At 66.5% G+C, this 15,573-nt stretch carries 18 protein-coding genes and 1 pseudogene; 12 read left to right on the forward strand and 7 right to left on the reverse strand.

The genetic code is table 11. The annotated features are described in order from the left end of the window. Positions 1–13: 13 nt before the first annotated feature. Positions 14–847 carry a division plane positioning ATPase MipZ gene (locus ACWPWT_RS05840; RefSeq protein WP_261271076.1) on the reverse strand — a complete coding sequence of 278 codons (834 nt, stop codon included), beginning with the start codon at positions 845–847 and terminating at the stop codon, positions 14–16. A gap of 75 nt (positions 848–922) precedes the next feature. Between ACWPWT_RS05840 and panC the strand changes: the two genes are divergently transcribed. From panC to ACWPWT_RS05855, 3 genes are all read left to right on the forward strand, one after another. Beyond that, entirely contained in the window at positions 923–1,765 is an 843-nt protein-coding gene (panC, locus tag ACWPWT_RS05845) for a pantoate--beta-alanine ligase (RefSeq protein ID WP_454278907.1), read from the forward strand. Positions 1,766–1,840: 75 nt separating this feature from the next. Further along, positions 1,841–2,146: a hypothetical protein gene (locus ACWPWT_RS05850; protein ID WP_261271074.1), complete on the forward strand. Its 306-nt coding sequence runs from the start codon at positions 1,841–1,843 to the stop codon at positions 2,144–2,146. A gap of 42 nt (positions 2,147–2,188) precedes the next feature. Then, positions 2,189–2,449, forward strand: coding sequence for a hypothetical protein (locus ACWPWT_RS05855; RefSeq protein WP_454278908.1), 261 nt, complete (start codon positions 2,189–2,191; stop codon positions 2,447–2,449). Between the two features lie 91 nt (positions 2,450–2,540). On the opposite strand, the gene topA is transcribed toward ACWPWT_RS05855, so the two are convergent. After that, positions 2,541–5,117 (reverse strand): type I DNA topoisomerase, encoded by a 2,577-nt coding sequence (gene topA / locus ACWPWT_RS05860; protein ID WP_454278909.1) that lies wholly within the window; start codon positions 5,115–5,117, stop codon positions 2,541–2,543. Positions 5,118–5,260: 143 nt separating this feature from the next. Between topA and ACWPWT_RS05865 the strand changes: the two genes are divergently transcribed. Then, positions 5,261–5,782, forward strand: coding sequence for a hypothetical protein (locus tag ACWPWT_RS05865; RefSeq protein ID WP_454278910.1), 522 nt, complete (start codon positions 5,261–5,263; stop codon positions 5,780–5,782). 6 nt (positions 5,783–5,788) lie between these two features. On the opposite strand, the gene ACWPWT_RS05870 is transcribed toward ACWPWT_RS05865, so the two are convergent. The 3 genes from ACWPWT_RS05870 to plsY are packed head-to-tail and all read right to left on the reverse strand — an operon-like array spanning position 5,789 to position 7,990. Beyond that, positions 5,789–6,316, reverse strand: a complete 528-nt coding sequence (locus ACWPWT_RS05870; protein WP_454278911.1) for a GNAT family N-acetyltransferase — start codon at positions 6,314–6,316, stop codon at positions 5,789–5,791. Further along, a complete protein-coding gene (gene dprA, locus ACWPWT_RS05875; RefSeq protein ID WP_454278912.1) occupies positions 6,313–7,392 on the reverse strand; it encodes a DNA-processing protein DprA in 1,080 nt (359 codons plus the stop codon). The genes ACWPWT_RS05870 and dprA overlap by 4 nt, the downstream gene beginning before the upstream one ends. Then, positions 7,385–7,990 carry a glycerol-3-phosphate 1-O-acyltransferase PlsY gene (plsY, locus tag ACWPWT_RS05880; protein ID WP_454278913.1) on the reverse strand — a complete coding sequence of 202 codons (606 nt, stop codon included), beginning with the start codon at positions 7,988–7,990 and terminating at the stop codon, positions 7,385–7,387. The genes dprA and plsY overlap by 8 nt, the downstream gene beginning before the upstream one ends. Positions 7,991–8,092: 102 nt before the next feature. Here plsY and murI point away from each other — a divergent pair, with 102 nt between their 5' ends. Beyond that, positions 8,093–8,890, forward strand: a complete 798-nt coding sequence (murI, locus tag ACWPWT_RS05885) for a glutamate racemase (RefSeq protein WP_454278914.1) — start codon at positions 8,093–8,095, stop codon at positions 8,888–8,890. Positions 8,891–9,077: 187 nt separating this feature from the next. After that, complete coding sequence (gene hemA / locus ACWPWT_RS05890) at positions 9,078–10,319, forward strand: 5-aminolevulinate synthase (RefSeq protein ID WP_454278915.1); 1,242 nt, start codon at positions 9,078–9,080, stop codon at positions 10,317–10,319. Positions 10,320–10,566: 247 nt separating this feature from the next. On the opposite strand, the gene ACWPWT_RS05895 is transcribed toward hemA, so the two are convergent. Beyond that, positions 10,567–11,004 (reverse strand): hypothetical protein, encoded by a 438-nt coding sequence (locus ACWPWT_RS05895; protein WP_454278916.1) that lies wholly within the window; start codon positions 11,002–11,004, stop codon positions 10,567–10,569. A gap of 129 nt (positions 11,005–11,133) precedes the next feature. Here ACWPWT_RS05895 and rpiB point away from each other — a divergent pair, with 129 nt between their 5' ends. From rpiB to ACWPWT_RS05920, 5 genes and pseudogenes are all read left to right on the forward strand, one after another. Further along, positions 11,134–11,577 (forward strand): ribose 5-phosphate isomerase B, encoded by a 444-nt coding sequence (gene rpiB / locus ACWPWT_RS05900; RefSeq protein ID WP_454278917.1) that lies wholly within the window; start codon positions 11,134–11,136, stop codon positions 11,575–11,577. A 19-nt stretch (positions 11,578–11,596) separates the two neighbouring features. Further along, positions 11,597–12,895 carry a serine hydroxymethyltransferase gene (gene glyA / locus ACWPWT_RS05905; RefSeq protein ID WP_261271064.1) on the forward strand — a complete coding sequence of 433 codons (1,299 nt, stop codon included), beginning with the start codon at positions 11,597–11,599 and terminating at the stop codon, positions 12,893–12,895. Between the two features lie 12 nt (positions 12,896–12,907). Next, positions 12,908–13,099, forward strand: coding sequence for a hypothetical protein (locus ACWPWT_RS05910; protein ID WP_261271063.1), 192 nt, complete (start codon positions 12,908–12,910; stop codon positions 13,097–13,099). Next, the gene (gene nrdR, locus ACWPWT_RS05915; protein ID WP_454278918.1) at positions 13,100–13,567 is read left to right on the forward strand and encodes a transcriptional regulator NrdR; all 468 of its coding nucleotides are present in this window, start codon (positions 13,100–13,102) and stop codon (positions 13,565–13,567) included. 184 nt (positions 13,568–13,751) lie between these two features. Further along, positions 13,752–14,800, forward strand: a pseudogene (locus ACWPWT_RS05920) (TrmH family RNA methyltransferase). Positions 14,801–14,926: 126 nt separating this feature from the next. On the opposite strand, the gene ACWPWT_RS05925 reads toward ACWPWT_RS05920, so the two are convergent. Continuing rightward, positions 14,927–15,235 carry a chorismate mutase gene (locus ACWPWT_RS05925; protein ID WP_454278919.1) on the reverse strand — a complete coding sequence of 103 codons (309 nt, stop codon included), beginning with the start codon at positions 15,233–15,235 and terminating at the stop codon, positions 14,927–14,929. Positions 15,236–15,341: 106 nt separating this feature from the next. On the opposite strand from ACWPWT_RS05925, the gene ACWPWT_RS05930 reads away from it, so the two are divergent. Continuing rightward, positions 15,342–15,572 (forward strand): hypothetical protein, encoded by a 231-nt coding sequence (locus ACWPWT_RS05930; protein WP_454278920.1) that lies wholly within the window; start codon positions 15,342–15,344, stop codon positions 15,570–15,572. Position 15,573: the final 1 nt, after the last annotated feature.

A 15,573-nucleotide genomic window follows, 5' to 3' on the forward strand; every position in this document is an offset into this window, starting at 1 on the left:
GGCGCGGATGGGCTCATGCGGCGGTCGGGGTCTTCTTGCCGTCGCCGCCCGGCTTGGCGGCGTCCTCCGCCCAGGCCTCGGGCAGTTGCAGCGCGGCCATCATCTCGCGCAGTTCCTGTCGCGCGGCGACATGGCCCAGCCCCATCGCACCGAATTCCTTGGCGTCGATCATGGTCAGGCCGTTGGGGAACATCTCGCGATAGATGACGCGTTCGCCCAGCCCCGGAATGACCCGGAAGCCCACCCGGCGCGACAGGTCGGTCAGGGCATCCGACACGCGGCGCATGTTGCGCGCCTCGATATGCTGAAGCCGGTTGCGCAGCACGACCCAGTCGATGGTGGTGCCGTCCGCGCGCGCCCGCTGTTTGCGCGCATCCCAGATCAGTTCGGAATAGAAGCTGGGGCGGGTGACCTGGAAGCTTTCGGGATCGACCTGGCCGATCAGGTCGAAGTCGACGAAGCTGTCGTTCATCGGCGTGACCAGCGTGTTGGACAGCGCCGCCGCGGTACGCGCGAAGTGATCGTCGCGGCCGGGCGTGTCGACGATCAGGAAGTCGGCATCCTGCGACAGACGAAACCAGAGTTCTTCGAACCCGTCCTCGGTCTGGCTGCTATGGGTGGCGTGGACGGGCATGGGCAGGGCATGGCCGGTGCGACGAATCGTCTCCGCCCGATTGTCGAGATACCGCCCCACGGTACGCTGCCTATGATCCAGATCAAGACACGCGACGCGCGCGCCCTTTGCCGCCAGCGCAATGGCGACATGGACGGCCGTCGTCGATTTGCCCGTTCCGCCCTTTTCATTGGCAAATACGATCACATGGGTTGAAGATAGCCGTTCCGGCAACTCATCGCTTCCTTATTGATCCCCGTTGCCACCCTTCATAGAAGCCCCGGGCGTGGGGAACGAGGGGTAAAATCAGTGCAAGTTATTCGGGATCGCGAAGCCTTGGCTGCGGCGCTTGCCACGATGCGGGGCGAGGGGGCGCGCGTGGCGCTGGTGCCCACTATGGGGGCGCTTCATGCCGGCCATATCGCCTTGATCGAGGCAGCGAAACGCCCCGGTACCAAGGTCGTCGCGTCCATCTTCGTAAATCCCAAGCAGTTTGGCGCGGGCGAGGATCTGGGCCGCTATCCCCGGCGCGAAGCCTCCGACCTGCGGATGCTGACCGAGGCGGGATGCGATCTGGTGTGGATGCCGGGTGTCGAGGCCATGTATCCGGAGGGGCATGCGACCAATATCAGTGTCGCGGGCGTCAGCGAAGGATTTGACGGCGAGTCGCGCCCCGGTCACTTCGACGGCGTCGCCACCGTCGTCGCCAAGCTGTTCAACCAGGTGGGCCCCGACGCGGCCTATTTCGGCGAAAAGGATTTTCAGCAACTGGCGGTGATCCGCCGGATGGTCCTCGATCTCGATTTCCCGATCGAGGTGGTGGGCGTGCCGACCCAGCGCGACGATGACGGCCTCGCCCTGTCGTCGCGCAATATCTATCTGGACGAGGAACAGCGGGCCAAGGCGGTGGCGCTGCCCCGCGCCCTGGGTGTCGCCGCGCGGGCGATCGGGCGGGGTGAGGATGTCGCGACGGTCCTTGCCGACGCACGGGCCACGCTGACCGCCGCCGGGTTCGAGGTGGACTATGTCGCATTGGCGGATGCCGAGACGCTGGACCCCGATCCCGCCGCCGATCGCCCCCGTCGCCTGCTGGCCGCGGCGCGCATAGGGTCGGCCAGACTGATCGACAATATCGCTATATCGGATGGTTAACGAGTTAACGAATTTGTGACCGTTTTGGTCATAGATCTATCCTCGGACACAGGATGTCCGGAAACGGGGTAGGACATGGCCAATAGCAGCAAGTCCGCGCTTTTCCTGATGGAGAGCCGGTATGCCGATCAGGTCGCAACCGATGATGGCGCGACCTTGTACGATCTGGGGGTCGCCTATTCGACGGGGTCGGGCGGCACGCGCATCGACCTGATCGAGGCGCATAAGTGGTTCAACCTGGCGGCGGTCGCAGGCTTTTTGCCCGGGCAGATCGCGCGGGCCGAAGTCGCCGAAGACATGACCGCCCGCGAAATCGCCGAGGCGCAGCGTCAGGCGCGGACCTTCCTCCAGGGCGGAATGCAGCAGATGCGCGCGGCTTGAGCTTTCCCGACGACCGGGCGCTGGTCACTTGCCCATACCGTCATGTACCAAGAGAATGCGATGGTACAAGAAAATGACGGCCCGACGATTATCAGCTTTGGGCGACTGGTGATCCACTTGGCGGTCGCGATCGCCGTCGCCATGTCCGTTGAGAACATGGTGAAGAGATATGTTCATCTCGACCATTGGATGATCGTCAAAGATTCGAGAGGACGATCCTTTGTCTGGATCATCGCGCTCTCGGTCGGTCTGATGGTCCGGCGAATGCTCGATTTCATGCTGCCGCTGAAGATCGAGCGATAAATGCCGCGTTGTTGAAGCCACGGCCGCAGTAAGCCGCTCGGCAGGCTGATACCCCGCCGAGCGCTCATGGCCGTCGCAACGCGAGTGGGATTCAGGCGTCGGTCTTTTTGGTCGCCGCCTTTTTGGCAGGCGCCTTCTTCGCGGCCGATGCCTTGGCGGGCGCCTTCTTGGCCCCCGTTTTGGCCGCGGCCTTCTTCGCGGGTTTCTTGCGGGCCGGAGCCGCCGCCGCCCGCGCATCGATCAACTGCGCGGCTTCTTCCAGCGTCAGCTGGTCCTTGTCGACCGTCTTGGGGATGGTCGCGTTGGTCTCCCCGTCCGTGACGTAAGCGCCATAGCGCCCCTCCATCAGCTTGATCTCCGCCTCGGTGCGCGGATGCTTGCCCAGCACCTTCAGCGGTTCGCGCGACGCCGTGCCGCGCGCGGCGCGCCCGCCGCCCGCCGCCGCTTCGGCCAGCTTGACCACGGCGGCGTTCATGCCCGTCTCGAACACTTCGGCGGTCGAGGTCAGGCGCGCATATTTGCCGCTATGCGCCAGATAGGGCCCATAGCGCCCGATCGACGCGGTGATCGGTTCGCCCGTCTCGGGATGGTTGCCGATGGTGCGCGGCAGGCTGAGCAGCTTGAGCGCCCATTCCAGGTCGAGATCGACATCCTTGGGGATCGAGGCGCGCTTGGCGTCCTTGCCCTCGCCCAGCTGGATATAGGGGCCGAAACGCCCCGACTTGCGCTCGACCGGCAGCCCGGTCTCGGGATCCTGGCCCAGCGTTTCCGGCCCTGTATCCTCGCCTGCACCCTCGCCCCCTTGAGCGAAGCGGCGGGTATATTTGCACTCCGGATAATTGGAGCAGGCGATGAACGCGCCGAACCGGCCGCCGCGCAGCGCCAGCTTGCCTTCGCCGCAATTCGGGCACAGGCGCGGGTCCGATCCATCCGCCTTTTCGGGGAAGAGATAGGGCGCCAGGAACTGGTCGAGCTCGGCGGTGATCGCCGAGGGCTGCTGCTCCATGACTTCGGACGTGCGCGGCTTGAAGTCGCGCCAGAAGGCGTCGAGCACCGCCTGCCACTGGGCGCGGCCGCCGGACACGTCGTCCAGTTCCTCTTCCAGCTCGGCGGTATAGTCATAGCCGACATATTTTTCGAAGAAGCGTTCGAGGAACGCCGTCACCAGACGCCCGCTCTCCTCGGCGAAGAAACGATTCTTCTCGACGCGGACATAGGCGCGGTCCTTCAGCGTCTTGATGATCGAGGCATAGGTGGACGGACGCCCGATGCCGAGTTCTTCCATCCGCTTGACCAGCGACGCCTCGGAGAAGCGCGGCGGCGGCTGGGTGAAGTGCTGCTCGGCCTTGACCTCCTTCTTCGCGGGCGCATCGCCCTCGCGCAGGCGGGGGAGGCGGCGGGCTTCCTCGTCCTGGCTGTCGTCCTGGCCTTCCTCATAGAGCGCCAGATAGCCGGGGAAGAGCACGACCTGGCCGGTCGCGCGCAGGACATGGCGGCCGGTGCCGTCGGCCATGTCGATGGTTGTGCGCTCCATCCGCGCCGAGGCCATCTGGCTCGCCAGCGCGCGCTTCCAGATCAGGTCGTAGAGGCGGCCATGATCGCCCGAACCCGCACGATCGCGCGAGAAGTCGGTCGGGCGGATCGCCTCGTGCGCTTCCTGGGCGTTCTTCGCCTTGGACTGATACATGCGCGGCTTGTCGGGGACATAGGAGGCGTCATAGCGATCGGCCACCGCCTTGCGCGCCGCCGAGATGGCCGAACCGTCCATCTGGACGCCGTCAGTACGCATGTACGTGATCGCGCCGTCCTCATAAAGCTGCTGCGCGATCCGCATGGTGTGATCGGCCGAGAAGCCCAGCTTGCGCGCGGCCTCCTGTTGCAGCGTGGAGGTGGTGAAGGGCGGCGGCGGATTGCGCGTCGCGGGCTTGGTCTCGACCGACTGGACCTGGAAACGGCCCGCCTCGACATCCGCCTTGGCGCGGGTGGCATCGCCCTCATTGCCGATCGACAGGCGGTCGAGCTTCTTGCCCTCCCACTGGACCAGCCGCGCGACGAAGGGCGTGCCGTCCTGCTCCATATCGGCCGTCACCGACCAATATTCCTGGGGCTTGAACGCCTCGATCTCGCGCTCCCGCCCGACGATCAGGCGCAGCGCCACCGACTGGACGCGCCCCGCCGACTTGGCGCCGGGCAGCTTGCGCCACAGCACCGGCGACAAAGTGAAGCCGACCAGATAGTCGAGCGCCCGGCGCGCGCGATACGCGTCGATCAGGTCGGTATCCAGCTCGCGCGGGTTCTGCATCGCGTGCAGGATGGCGGGCTTGGTGATCGCGTTGAACGTCACCCGCTCGACCTTGTCGGGCAGCGCCTTGCGGTTCTTCAGCACCTCTTGCACGTGCCAGGAAATCGCCTCGCCCTCGCGATCAGGGTCGGTGGCGAGGATCAGGCGGTCGGCCTTCTTGGCCTCGTCGGCGATCGCCTTGAGCTGGCGCGCCTTGTCCGCGTAATTCTCCCACTCCATCGTGAAATTCTGGTCGGGATCGACCGAGCCGTCCTTGGGCGGCAGGTCGCGGACGTGGCCATAGCTCGCCAGGACGCGATAGTCCGAACCCAGATATTTCTCGATGGTCTTCGCCTTGGCGGGCGATTCGACGATGACAAGCTGCATGAGTGGTAAAGAACGTCCCTTACGTGTGTACGCGAGGATGGGGAGGGGGCGGGGGGTCGTCAAGCCGCATGGCTTGTGCTGTCTTGTCGGCGTAACGATCGAAGCGCACTCGCGATCAGCGGATGACAAGGAGGGGGGGGATTATGATTCTTGCGCTGTTGATGGGTCTGGCCGATGCCGTCCCCGTGGCCGAACATATCGCGCCGCCCGCCGAGCCGGGTTTCGTCCTCGGCTTTGCCGGGCAGGGGGGCGCACCGATCCGCGAATATGTGCCGCGCGGTGAGACCGTCCAACGCTGGACCCGGATGGTGACGATCCTTCAACTCGGCTGGAAGCCAGGCATGGGTCCACGCCGCTATGCCATGGTCTGGGCCCAGTCGATGCAGCGCGCCTGTCCCGGTGCGACGGTCGGCGAAGTGCGCGATACGCCGCTGGCCGGGCATGAGTCGGTGACGTTACGCATCGACTGCCCGCGCAACCCGCAGACCGGCCTGGCCGAACTGGTCGTCGGCCGTTACGTCACCGGGAGCGAACAGCTTCACAACATCCAGGCCGCAATTCGGGGACCCGCGACGCCGCAGGCGATCGGCCGGGTCGAGGCGCTGGTCGCCGGGGCGACGCTGTGCGCCACCGGGGACAGCCGGGCGGTTTGTAGCGCGGGCTGATCGACGTCAGGGACAGGTGCGGACCAGACGGGAAACCCTATGGTCCCGATATTCCGGCTCGTCGTGCGGGCGATAGCCCAGCCGGTTCGCCAATCGGATCGATTCCCGATTGGCGGGCGAAATGATGCACTGGGTCGCGGTGGGGGCGTGTGTTTCCCCCATCCACCGGTGCGCGGCGGCGGCAGCCTCGAATGCATAGCCCTTGCCATGCGCGGCGCTGGTGAAGACCCAGGCCGCCTCGGGCAGCGGCACCGCCAGCCTGGGCGTCACCTCTCGGCGATATTCCATGAAGCCCGTTTCGCCCAGATAGCGGCCGCTCGACCGGTCCAGTACCGCGAACAGCCCATACCCGAATGCCGACCAATGGCCGATATAGCGCAGTAGCCGCATCCAGGCTTCCTCGCCCGTCATGGGTTGACCGGCATGACGAACCACGACGGGATCGGCCACCATCGCGGCATAGGAGTCGAAATCCGCAACCTCATAGGGCCGCAGGATCAAACGCTCGGTGTGGAGCAGGCGCGGATCCGTCATGCCAAAGCCACCCGCCCCCCGGCGTGCCGTTCCAGCCGCCCGGCCAGTTCCAGTTCCAAGAGGATCGTCTGCACGATGGCGGGCGGGCGGCCGCTTTGGCGGATGATTTCGTCCACGCTGACCGCCACCGGGCCGAGCAGGTCGGTGACGCGGGCGCGGTCGGCGCTGTTCGCCTCTTGTGGGGGCGGTGGCGCATAGGGGTGGTCGGGCGCGCGGACCATACGCGGATCGATCGGCCGGATCTGCTCCAATATGTCGCCCGCCGACTGGATCAGCGTCGCGCCTTCGCGAATCAGCATGTTGCAGCCTTGCGCTCGGGGGTCGGCGGGGTGGCCGGGCACCGCCATCACCTCGCGTCCCGCTTCCCCCGCCAGTCGCGCGGTGATGAGCGAGCCGGAACGTGGCGCGGCTTCCACCACCACGGTTCCCTGTGCCAGCCCGGCGATGATCCGGTTGCGCGAGGGGAAGTGGCGCGCCAATGGCTGGGTCCCCGGCGGCTGCTCGGCGATCAGCAGGCCGCGTGTCGCCACCTCTTCCTGCAACCGGGCATTTTCGGGCGGGAACGCGATGTCGATCCCGCAGGCGATGACGCCGATCGTGCCGCCGTCGAGCGCACCGATATGCGCCGCCGTGTCGATCCCGCGCGCCAGTCCTGAGGTGACCGGCACCCGATGGCTCGCCAGATCCTGCGCCAGCCCGCGTGCGAAGCGGCACGACGCGGCCGAGGCATTGCGCGCACCGACCAGCGCCACGCCGCCGCGATGCGCTAGCCTGATGTCTCCGCGCACGATCAGCGCGGGTGGCGCGGTGTCGCATTCGGCCAGCAGCGGTGGATAGTCCGCCTCGCCCAGCATCACGTGGCGCGCGCCCAGCCGGGCCACCGCCTCCATCTCGCGCGCGATCAGGGCGGGATCGGCGGCGCACGGGGCATCGCCGCCGCCGCGCCGGGCCAGCATCGGCACCGCCTCCAGCGCGGCCCCCGCCTCGCCGAACCGCGCCATCAACTGTCGCCAGGTGACCGGGCCGATGCCATGCGTCCGCAGCAGCCGAAGCTGTGCGAACCGGGCGTCAGTCACGCTTCTTGCCGATGCGGGGCTCGGTCCCCGCCAGCAGCCGTTCGATGTTGGAGCCGTGTTTCCACACCACGATCAGCGCCAGCGCGATCAGCAGCAGGACGAGGTCGAACCGCCCCATGATGGCGGCGGCCAGCGGGGCGCTGATCGCTGCCGCCATCCCCGCCACCGCCGAAATGCGGATGGTGGCGAGCAGCCCCAGCCACACGACCGCATAGACCAGGCCGAGCGGCCAATGGAGCGCGACGACCACGCCCATCAGCGTGGCGACACCCTTTCCGCCGCGAAACTTCAACCAGATAGGATAGCAGTGGCCGACAAATGCGGCCGCCGCCGCCAGCGCCTCTTCGCCGGGCATCCAGTCGCGGACCAGCAGGACGGCAGCTACCCCCTTCAGCAGGTCGAGAATCAGAGTCGCGGCGGCCAGCCCCTTGCGCCCCGTACGCAGGACGTTGGTCGCGCCGATATTGCCCGACCCGATGCTCCGCAGATCACCCGCACCGGCCAGGCGCGTCAGGATGATGCCGAATGGAATCGACCCCAGCAGATAGCCGATCAGCAAGGCCAGAGTGGGCGGCCCCCAGATGATTTCGGTCGGCAATAGTCTTCCCCTGTGCTCCGGGACAGACATAGAACATCGGGTCCGGCCTGTCCAATCCGGGGCATGCTGGTTTCGCATCCGCAAACCCCTTAAGAGGCAGGAATGAGCGATTTGCGCCCGATCCTGTTCTTTGATTCCGGCGTCGGCGGGTTGTCGATCGCGGGGCCCGCGCGCGCCGCCTTGCCGACCGCGCCTTTCGTCTATGTCGCGGACAGTGCCGGCTACCCTTATGGCGAAAAGACCGAGGCCGAGATTGCGGGCCGCGTACCCGCCCTGCTGGGGCGGCTGGCGGAGCGGTATCGGCCACGCCTGATCGTGATCGCGTGCAACACCGCCTCGACCATCGCGCTGCCCGCCGTGCGCGCGGCGCTGGACCTGCCGGTCGTCGGCACGGTGCCTGCGATCAAGCCCGCCGCCACGATGAGCCAGACCCGCACCATCGGCGTGCTCGGCACCCGTGCGACGGTGCGTCAGGCCTATGTGGACGATCTGGCGGCGCGGTTCGCGGGGGATTGCCGGGTGATCCGGCATGGCTCGGCCGAACTGGTCGAACTGGCCGAGGCGAAGCTGCGCGGCGAGGCGCTGGCCTCCGATTCCTTCGCGGCGGTGCTGGCCGGTCTGTTCGGGCAGGAAGGCGGCGAGGCGATCGACGTGATCGTCAATGCCTGCACCCATTTCCCGCTGGTCGAGGCGGAGCTGGCGGCGGCCGCGCCTCACGCGGTGCGTTTCGTCGATGGCGGACCGGGGATCGCGCGGCGGATCGCGTATCTGACGGATGGGCAGGACTGGCCCGCCGATCCGGGGGAGGGCGTCGCGGTGTTCACCCGTCTGGGCGACCGCGAACGCGCGCTGGCCCCGGGCCTGGCGGCGCGCGGTTTCACGACGATCGAGGCGCTCTGACCTTCGCTCGACCGGAATGATGATGGGGCAGGGGCGATGGGGCAGGGGCGGAGTGGCGCGCGGGCCTTGCGAAACACCCGCATCAGGAACACTTCCGGCGTTGGGACAATATGTCCACCATGATCGATCACAGTAAGCGCGGTTATCGACTCGATTCATCCGCCATATCGTCGTACGTTCCCAACCCATGAGCATCGACGGTACGGACGCGCGCGTGGATTATTCCCGCGTCTTCACCCAGGCGATCGACCGCCTGCACGCCGAGGGACGTTACCGCGTCTTCATCGACATTTTGCGCAACAAGGGCATGTTCCCCAATGCGCGCTGCTTCGCCGGGCATAACGGACCCAAGCCGATCACGGTCTGGTGCTCCAATGACTATCTGGCGATGGGACAGCATCCGAAGGTCATCGCCGCGATGGAGGAAGCGCTCCATGACGTCGGTGCGGGCTCGGGCGGTACGCGCAATATCGGCGGCAACACGCATTATCATGTCGATCTGGAAGGCGAACTGGCCGACCTGCATGGCAAGGAAGCGGCGCTCCTCTTCACCAGTGGCTATGTCTCCAACGAGGCGACGCTGGCGACGCTGGCGAAGATCCTGCCCGGCTGCGTGATCTTCTCGGACGAACTCAACCATGCCTCGATGATCGCGGGGATTCGCAATTCGGGATGCGAGAAGCAGGTCTTCCGCCACAACGACCTCGCGCATCTCGAGGAACTGCTGGCAGCAGCGGACCCGAGCCTGCCCAAGCTGATCGCCTTCGAAAGCGTCTATTCGATGGAGGGCGATGTCGCCCCGATCGCGGCGATCTGCGACCTGGCGGACAAGTATAATGCGCTGACCTATCTCGACGAGGTCCATGCGGTCGGCATGTACGGCGCACGCGGCGGCGGTATTTCGGAGCGGGATGGCGTCGCCCATCGGCTGACGGTGATCGAGGGGACGCTGGGCAAGGCGTTCGGCGTGATGGGCGGTTATATCACGGCCGATCGGATGATCGTCGACGTGATCCGCTCCTATGCCCCCGGCTTCATCTTCACCACCTCGCTATCGCCGGTGCTGGTCGCGGGCGTGCTGGCAAGCGTGCGCCACCTGAAGCAAAGCTCGGTCGAGCGTGAAGGCCAGCAGGCTGCTGCCGCCCGGCTGAAGGCGATGATGCGTGACGCAGGACTGCCCGTGATGCTGGGCGAGACGCATATCGTGCCCGTCATGGTCGGCGACCCGGTCAAGGCGAAGAAGATCAGCGACATCCTGCTCGCCGAGTATGGCGTCTACGTCCAGCCGATCAATTACCCGACCGTCCCGCGCGGCACCGAACGGCTGCGCTTCACCCCCGGCCCCGCGCATGACGAGGCGATGATGGCGGAACTTGTCTCGGCGCTGGTTGAAATCTGGGAGCGGCTCGACCTCAAGATGGCGGCGTAAGGCCTCTCCGTAACTCCATGTTCCCCGGCGAAGGCCGGGGCCCAGTTGCGGCAAAGGCAATGGAACGCAGAGCGGTGCGTGGGAGGCATGCGCCAAGGCATCGCTTTGGCCTCTTACGCTTGACCAGTCCGCTTCAAGGTCGTGGCAACTGGGCCCCGGCCTTCGCCGGGGAACAGGGGGCGATAGGGCTTTCGGACGTCGCAATTTCGCGGGGAGGTCGGTCCGTGATCGACGGCCCGGCGGCGCCTTATTTCCGGCAGTAACCCTCGCCCGTCTTCACCGTCAGGCACTCCGTCTTTCCCGCCAGATATTTCAGCCCGGTCGCATCGCCATTTGTCGGGCGTAGCGTCTCGCGCACGCCGTTGCGCTCGAACACGATCGTGTCGCCCACCGCATCGCCCTTGAACTCGCCCTTGTTGTCGAGGTCCCATTGCATCTCCAGCCGGTAGCGGCCGGGCGTCGCGGCATGCTTCACGTTCAGGACCATGCCCTCCACCCCGATCCAACGGCCGACATAGTCCGGGGCCTTGGCCTTGGGCATGCCGGTGAAGGTGGCGCCATCGCCGGCCGGGCCTGCCGTGGCCGGGGCACTCGGCCCACCGATCGAGGCGGCGGCGCTGTTGTTCACCACCTCAGGCGTTTCGCGCGAGCAGGCGGCAAGGGGCAGAAGGGCGGCGAGGATCATGATTGGCTTCATCCCGCGCAAAACCGGCCGGGACGGACACATGTTCCCTCTCCAAGGGGTAGCCATCCGCCCCGCGCGCGCGTAAAGGCGCACCCATTCCATTCCCACCCCGTCAGGAGCGCCCGTCCCATGCGCATCGCGATCGCATCCGATCATGCCGCCGTCTCGTTGAAGACCGTGCTGGCGGACTGGCTGCGTGGCGAGGGGCATGAGGTGCTCGACCTGGGCACCGACGGCACGGCCAGCGTCGATTATCCCGATTTCGGCCATGCGGTGGCCGAGGCCCTGGCCGATGGTCGTGCCGAGCGCGGCGTGGCGCTGTGCGGCTCCGGCATCGGCATCTCGATCGCCGCCAACCGCCATCCCGCCTGCCGCTGCGCGCTTGTCTCCGAGCCGCTGTCCGCCGCGCTCGCCCGCCAGCATAACGACGCCAACGCCATCGCCATGGGCGCACGCGTCATCGGCGAGGAAATGGCCAAGGCCTGCCTGACCGCCTTCCTGTCCACCCCGTTCGAGGGCGGACGTCATCAGCGCCGCGTCGACATGCTGTCCGCTGCCCCCGCCCAGAATTGAACGCCCAAGGATATCCGCAATGAGCACGCTTAACGACGTCCAGCCCGCCGGCTTCTTCACCCGCACCCTGGCCGATGCCGACCCCGCCGTCTTCGCCGGTGTGTCGCACGAGCTGGAACGCGAGCAGACCCAGATCGAGTTGATCGCCAGCGAGAACATCGTCTCCAAGGCGGTGATGGAAGCGCAAGGCTCGGTCTTCACGAACAAGTACGCCGAGGGCTATCCGGGCAAGCGCTACTATCAGGGCTGCGCGCCATCGGACGAGGTCGAGCAGCTGGCGATCGACCGCGCCAAGCAGATCTTCGGCTGCGATTTCGTCAACGTGCAGCCGCATTCGGGCGCGCAGGCGAACGGCGCGGTGATGCTGGCGCTGGCCAAGCCCGGCGACACGATCATGGGCCTGTCGCTGGACGCCGGTGGCCATCTGACCCACGGCGCCAAGGCGGCGCTGTCGGGCAAGTGGTTCAATGCGGTCCAATATGGCGTCGACCCCGAGACGCATCTGATCGACTATGACGAGGTCGCCCGCATCGCGCGCGAGTGCCAGCCCAAGATCATCATCGCGGGCGGATCGGCCTATCCCCGCGTCATCGACTTCGCCAAGTTCCGCGCCATCGCGGACGAGGTCGGCGCGTATTTCATGGTCGACATGGCGCATTTTGCGGGCATCGTTGCGGGCGGTCTGCACCCGACCCCGTTCGGCCATGCGCATGTCGTGACCACCACCACGCACAAGACATTGCGCGGTCCGCGTGGCGGCATGATCATGACGAATGACGAGGCGATCGCGAAGAAGATCAACTCGGCGGTCTTCCCCGGCCTTCAGGGCGGCCCGCTGATGCACGTCATCGCCGCCAAGGCGGTCGCGTTCGGCGAGGCGCTGCAGCCCGAGTTCAAGACCTATATCGCGGCGGTCGTGGAGAATGCCCGCACGCTGGCGGCGACGCTGAAGGCGCGCGGCGCGAACCTGGTCGCGGGCGGCACCGACACGCATCTGGCGCTGGTCGACCTGACGCCGCTGGGCATCACCGGCCGCGACGCCGACGAGGCGCTGGAGCGCGCGGGCATCACCTGCAACAAGAACGGCATTCCCAACGATCCGCTGCCCCCGATGAAGACCAGCGGCATCCGCGTCGGCTCGCCCGCGGGCACCACGCGCGGTTTCGGCCCGGCGGAGTTCGAGCAGATCGGCCATATGGTCGCCGATGTGCTCGACGGTCTGAAGGCCAAGGGCGAGCATGGGGACCCCGAGGTCGAGGCGAACGTTCGTGCCCGTGTGCGTGAGCTTTGCGCACGCTTTCCGATCTATCAGGGATAAGGACATAAACGCATGGCCAAGTTCGACCAGAAATTTTCCGAGGTGCAGAACGACATCAAGTCGACCCCCGGCCTCGGCAAGAGCATGGCGAAATGGGGCGCGCTCGGCGCCGTGGTCGCGATCCCGGTGCCGTTCGTTGGTCCGGTCCTGGGCGCGGCGGCGGGGGCCGGTTACGCCTATTTCAAGGCAAAGAAGAAGGCCTGAATGCGCTGCCCCTTTTGTGGCCATGAAGACAGTCAGGTAAAGGACAGCCGCCCCACCGAAGACGGGGCGGCCATCCGCCGCCGCCGCCAATGCGAAGGCTGCGGTGCGCGCTTCACCACGTTCGAGCGCATCCAGTTGCGCGAGCTGTTCGTGCTGAAGAGCGAGGACCGGCGCGAGCCGTTCGAGCGCGAAAAGTTGCTCCGCTCCATCGCCATCGCTACGCGCAAGCGACCGATCGACCCGGTGCGGGTGGAAAAGCTCGTGTCCGGCATCCAGCGTCAGTTGGAGACCAGCGGCGAGGGCGAGGTGTCGTCCAAGCGGATCGGCGAGATGGTGATGGAAGGGCTGAAGGGCCTGGATTCGGTGGCCTATATCCGATTCGCCAGCGTGTATCGCGAGTTCGGCGAGGCCAAGGATTTCGAGGCGTTTGCCGGGACGGTGGAGGAAGTGGCGCCGAAGGGGGAGTGAGTTCGGGCTTTCGGCGAGCGTTGGGGCGTGGGCTTCGACTTCGCTCAGCCTGAACGGAGGATAGGAGTTATCTGGCTTTAACAAGGCAGCCGTTCAGGCTGAGCGAAGTCGAAGCCCAAGGGATTTGCCTTGCCCCAAATCCCGAAAGCGATAGCCTTGCGGTGCTCGCTTTCGGGGAAAGTGAATGGCCTTCTACTGCTACATCCTCCGCTGCTCGGACGGCAGCTATTACACCGGCCACACCGACAATCTCGAACATCGCATCGCCCAGCATCAGACCGGCGAAATCCCCTGCTACACCCACAGCCGCCGCCCGGTCGAACTGGCATGGTCGCAGGACTTCCCCACCCGCCACGAGGCCCTCACCGCCGAACGCCAGATCAAAGGCTGGTCCCGCACCAAGAAGACCGCCTTGGTCGTATCGGACTGGACGCGCCTGAAAGAAGCCGCGATACCGCGCGCGGAACGTGCCCTTCGACTTCGCTCAGGGCGAACGGAAGAGTGAACGTGAACAAATCCCAGCCCCCCGTCATCGTCTTGGTCCGCCCGCAGCTGGGCGAGAATATCGGCAAGGCCGCGCGTGCTATGCTCAATTTCGGGCTGGTGGAGATGCGCCTCGTCACCCCGCGCGACGGCTGGCCCAATCCGCAGGCGGGGCCTGCCGCCTCGGGCGCGGACACGGTACTGGAACAGGCCAAGGTCTTTGAGAGCGTCGCCGAGGCGGTCGCCGACTGTGCACAGGTCTATGCCACCACCGTGCGCAAGCGCGGCGTCACCAAGCCGGTGGTGACCCCGGAAGAGGCGGCGCGCGAAATCCATGCCGACACGGTGGGCCGGGCGGCCTTCCTTTTCGGGCCCGAGCGATCGGGGCTGGAGACCGACGACGTGGCGATCGCGCGCAAGATCGTCACCGTGCCTATCAATCCCGAATTTGGCAGCCTGAACCTGGCCCAGGCGGTGATCCTGATCGCCTATGAATGGTCGAAGGGCGTCGAGCTGGCCCAGCCGCCCGAGGTCGAACTGCCCGAGGTCGCGCCGCAATTCGAGCTGGACGGGATGATCGGCCAGTTGGAGGAGATGCTTGATGGTGCGGGCTATTTCTTCCCGCCCGACCGGACGCCCGCGACCAAGCGGACGCTGCGCACCCTGCTGACCAAGCCCGGCTGGTCGAGCCAGGAAATCCGCACCCTGCGCGGCGTGCTGTCGACGCTGGCCCGCCCGCGCGAGCGGTAACGCACTACCTCCGTTCAGGCTGAGCGTAGTCGAAGGCCAAGAGATTGGCTGTGCCCAACAGCGCTTGTGGCGCAGCCTGCGGCGTGGGCTTCGACTACGCTCAGCCTGAACGGAGGTGGGGGCGCCTTACCCCCGCGTCCGATCGAAGGTCGCCAATTCATAGGCGATCGACCCCTCGACCAGCGTTTCCCACATCTCCGCCACGACCATCTCGGGCACACCCAGCCGCTTTGCCTCGACGCGCGCCTGGTCGATCACCTGGGCCTTGCGACCCTCGTCACGCACGTGGTCGCGGCTCGGCTTGATCCGCGCGGCGGCGTCCATATAGCCGAAGCGGCGCGCGAGCAGCGCCACGAGTTCGCGGTCGAGCTGGTCGACGCCTGCGCGGACCTCCGCCATGGTCGTGCAATCGGGGCCGGCGAGTATCTGGGTCATGGCCATGGCTCTGCCGGGCGGCGCGCGCGCTGTCCAGCCCGGCTTGCGGTGGGGGAAGGGATGGCGTTAGCATCCCGCCCGGCTGTTCCGATGGGAGAAGAGGACGATGCTGACCACCTTGCTGCTGCTGACCCTGGCCGGACAACAGGCCGAGTCGACACCGCCGGCCCCCAAGCCGAAGGAGAAGAGGATCTGTCGTTCGGAGGCCCCCACCGGATCGCGCCTGGGTGGGCGCAAGGTCTGCCACACGCGTGAGGAATGGGACATGATCGCCGCCGATGCGCGAAAGGATGTGGACGACGCCGCGAGCCGGCTGGGCACCGTGCAGGGCAGCTGAG

Source organism: Sphingomonas sp. Marseille-Q8236 (genome assembly GCF_965112005.1).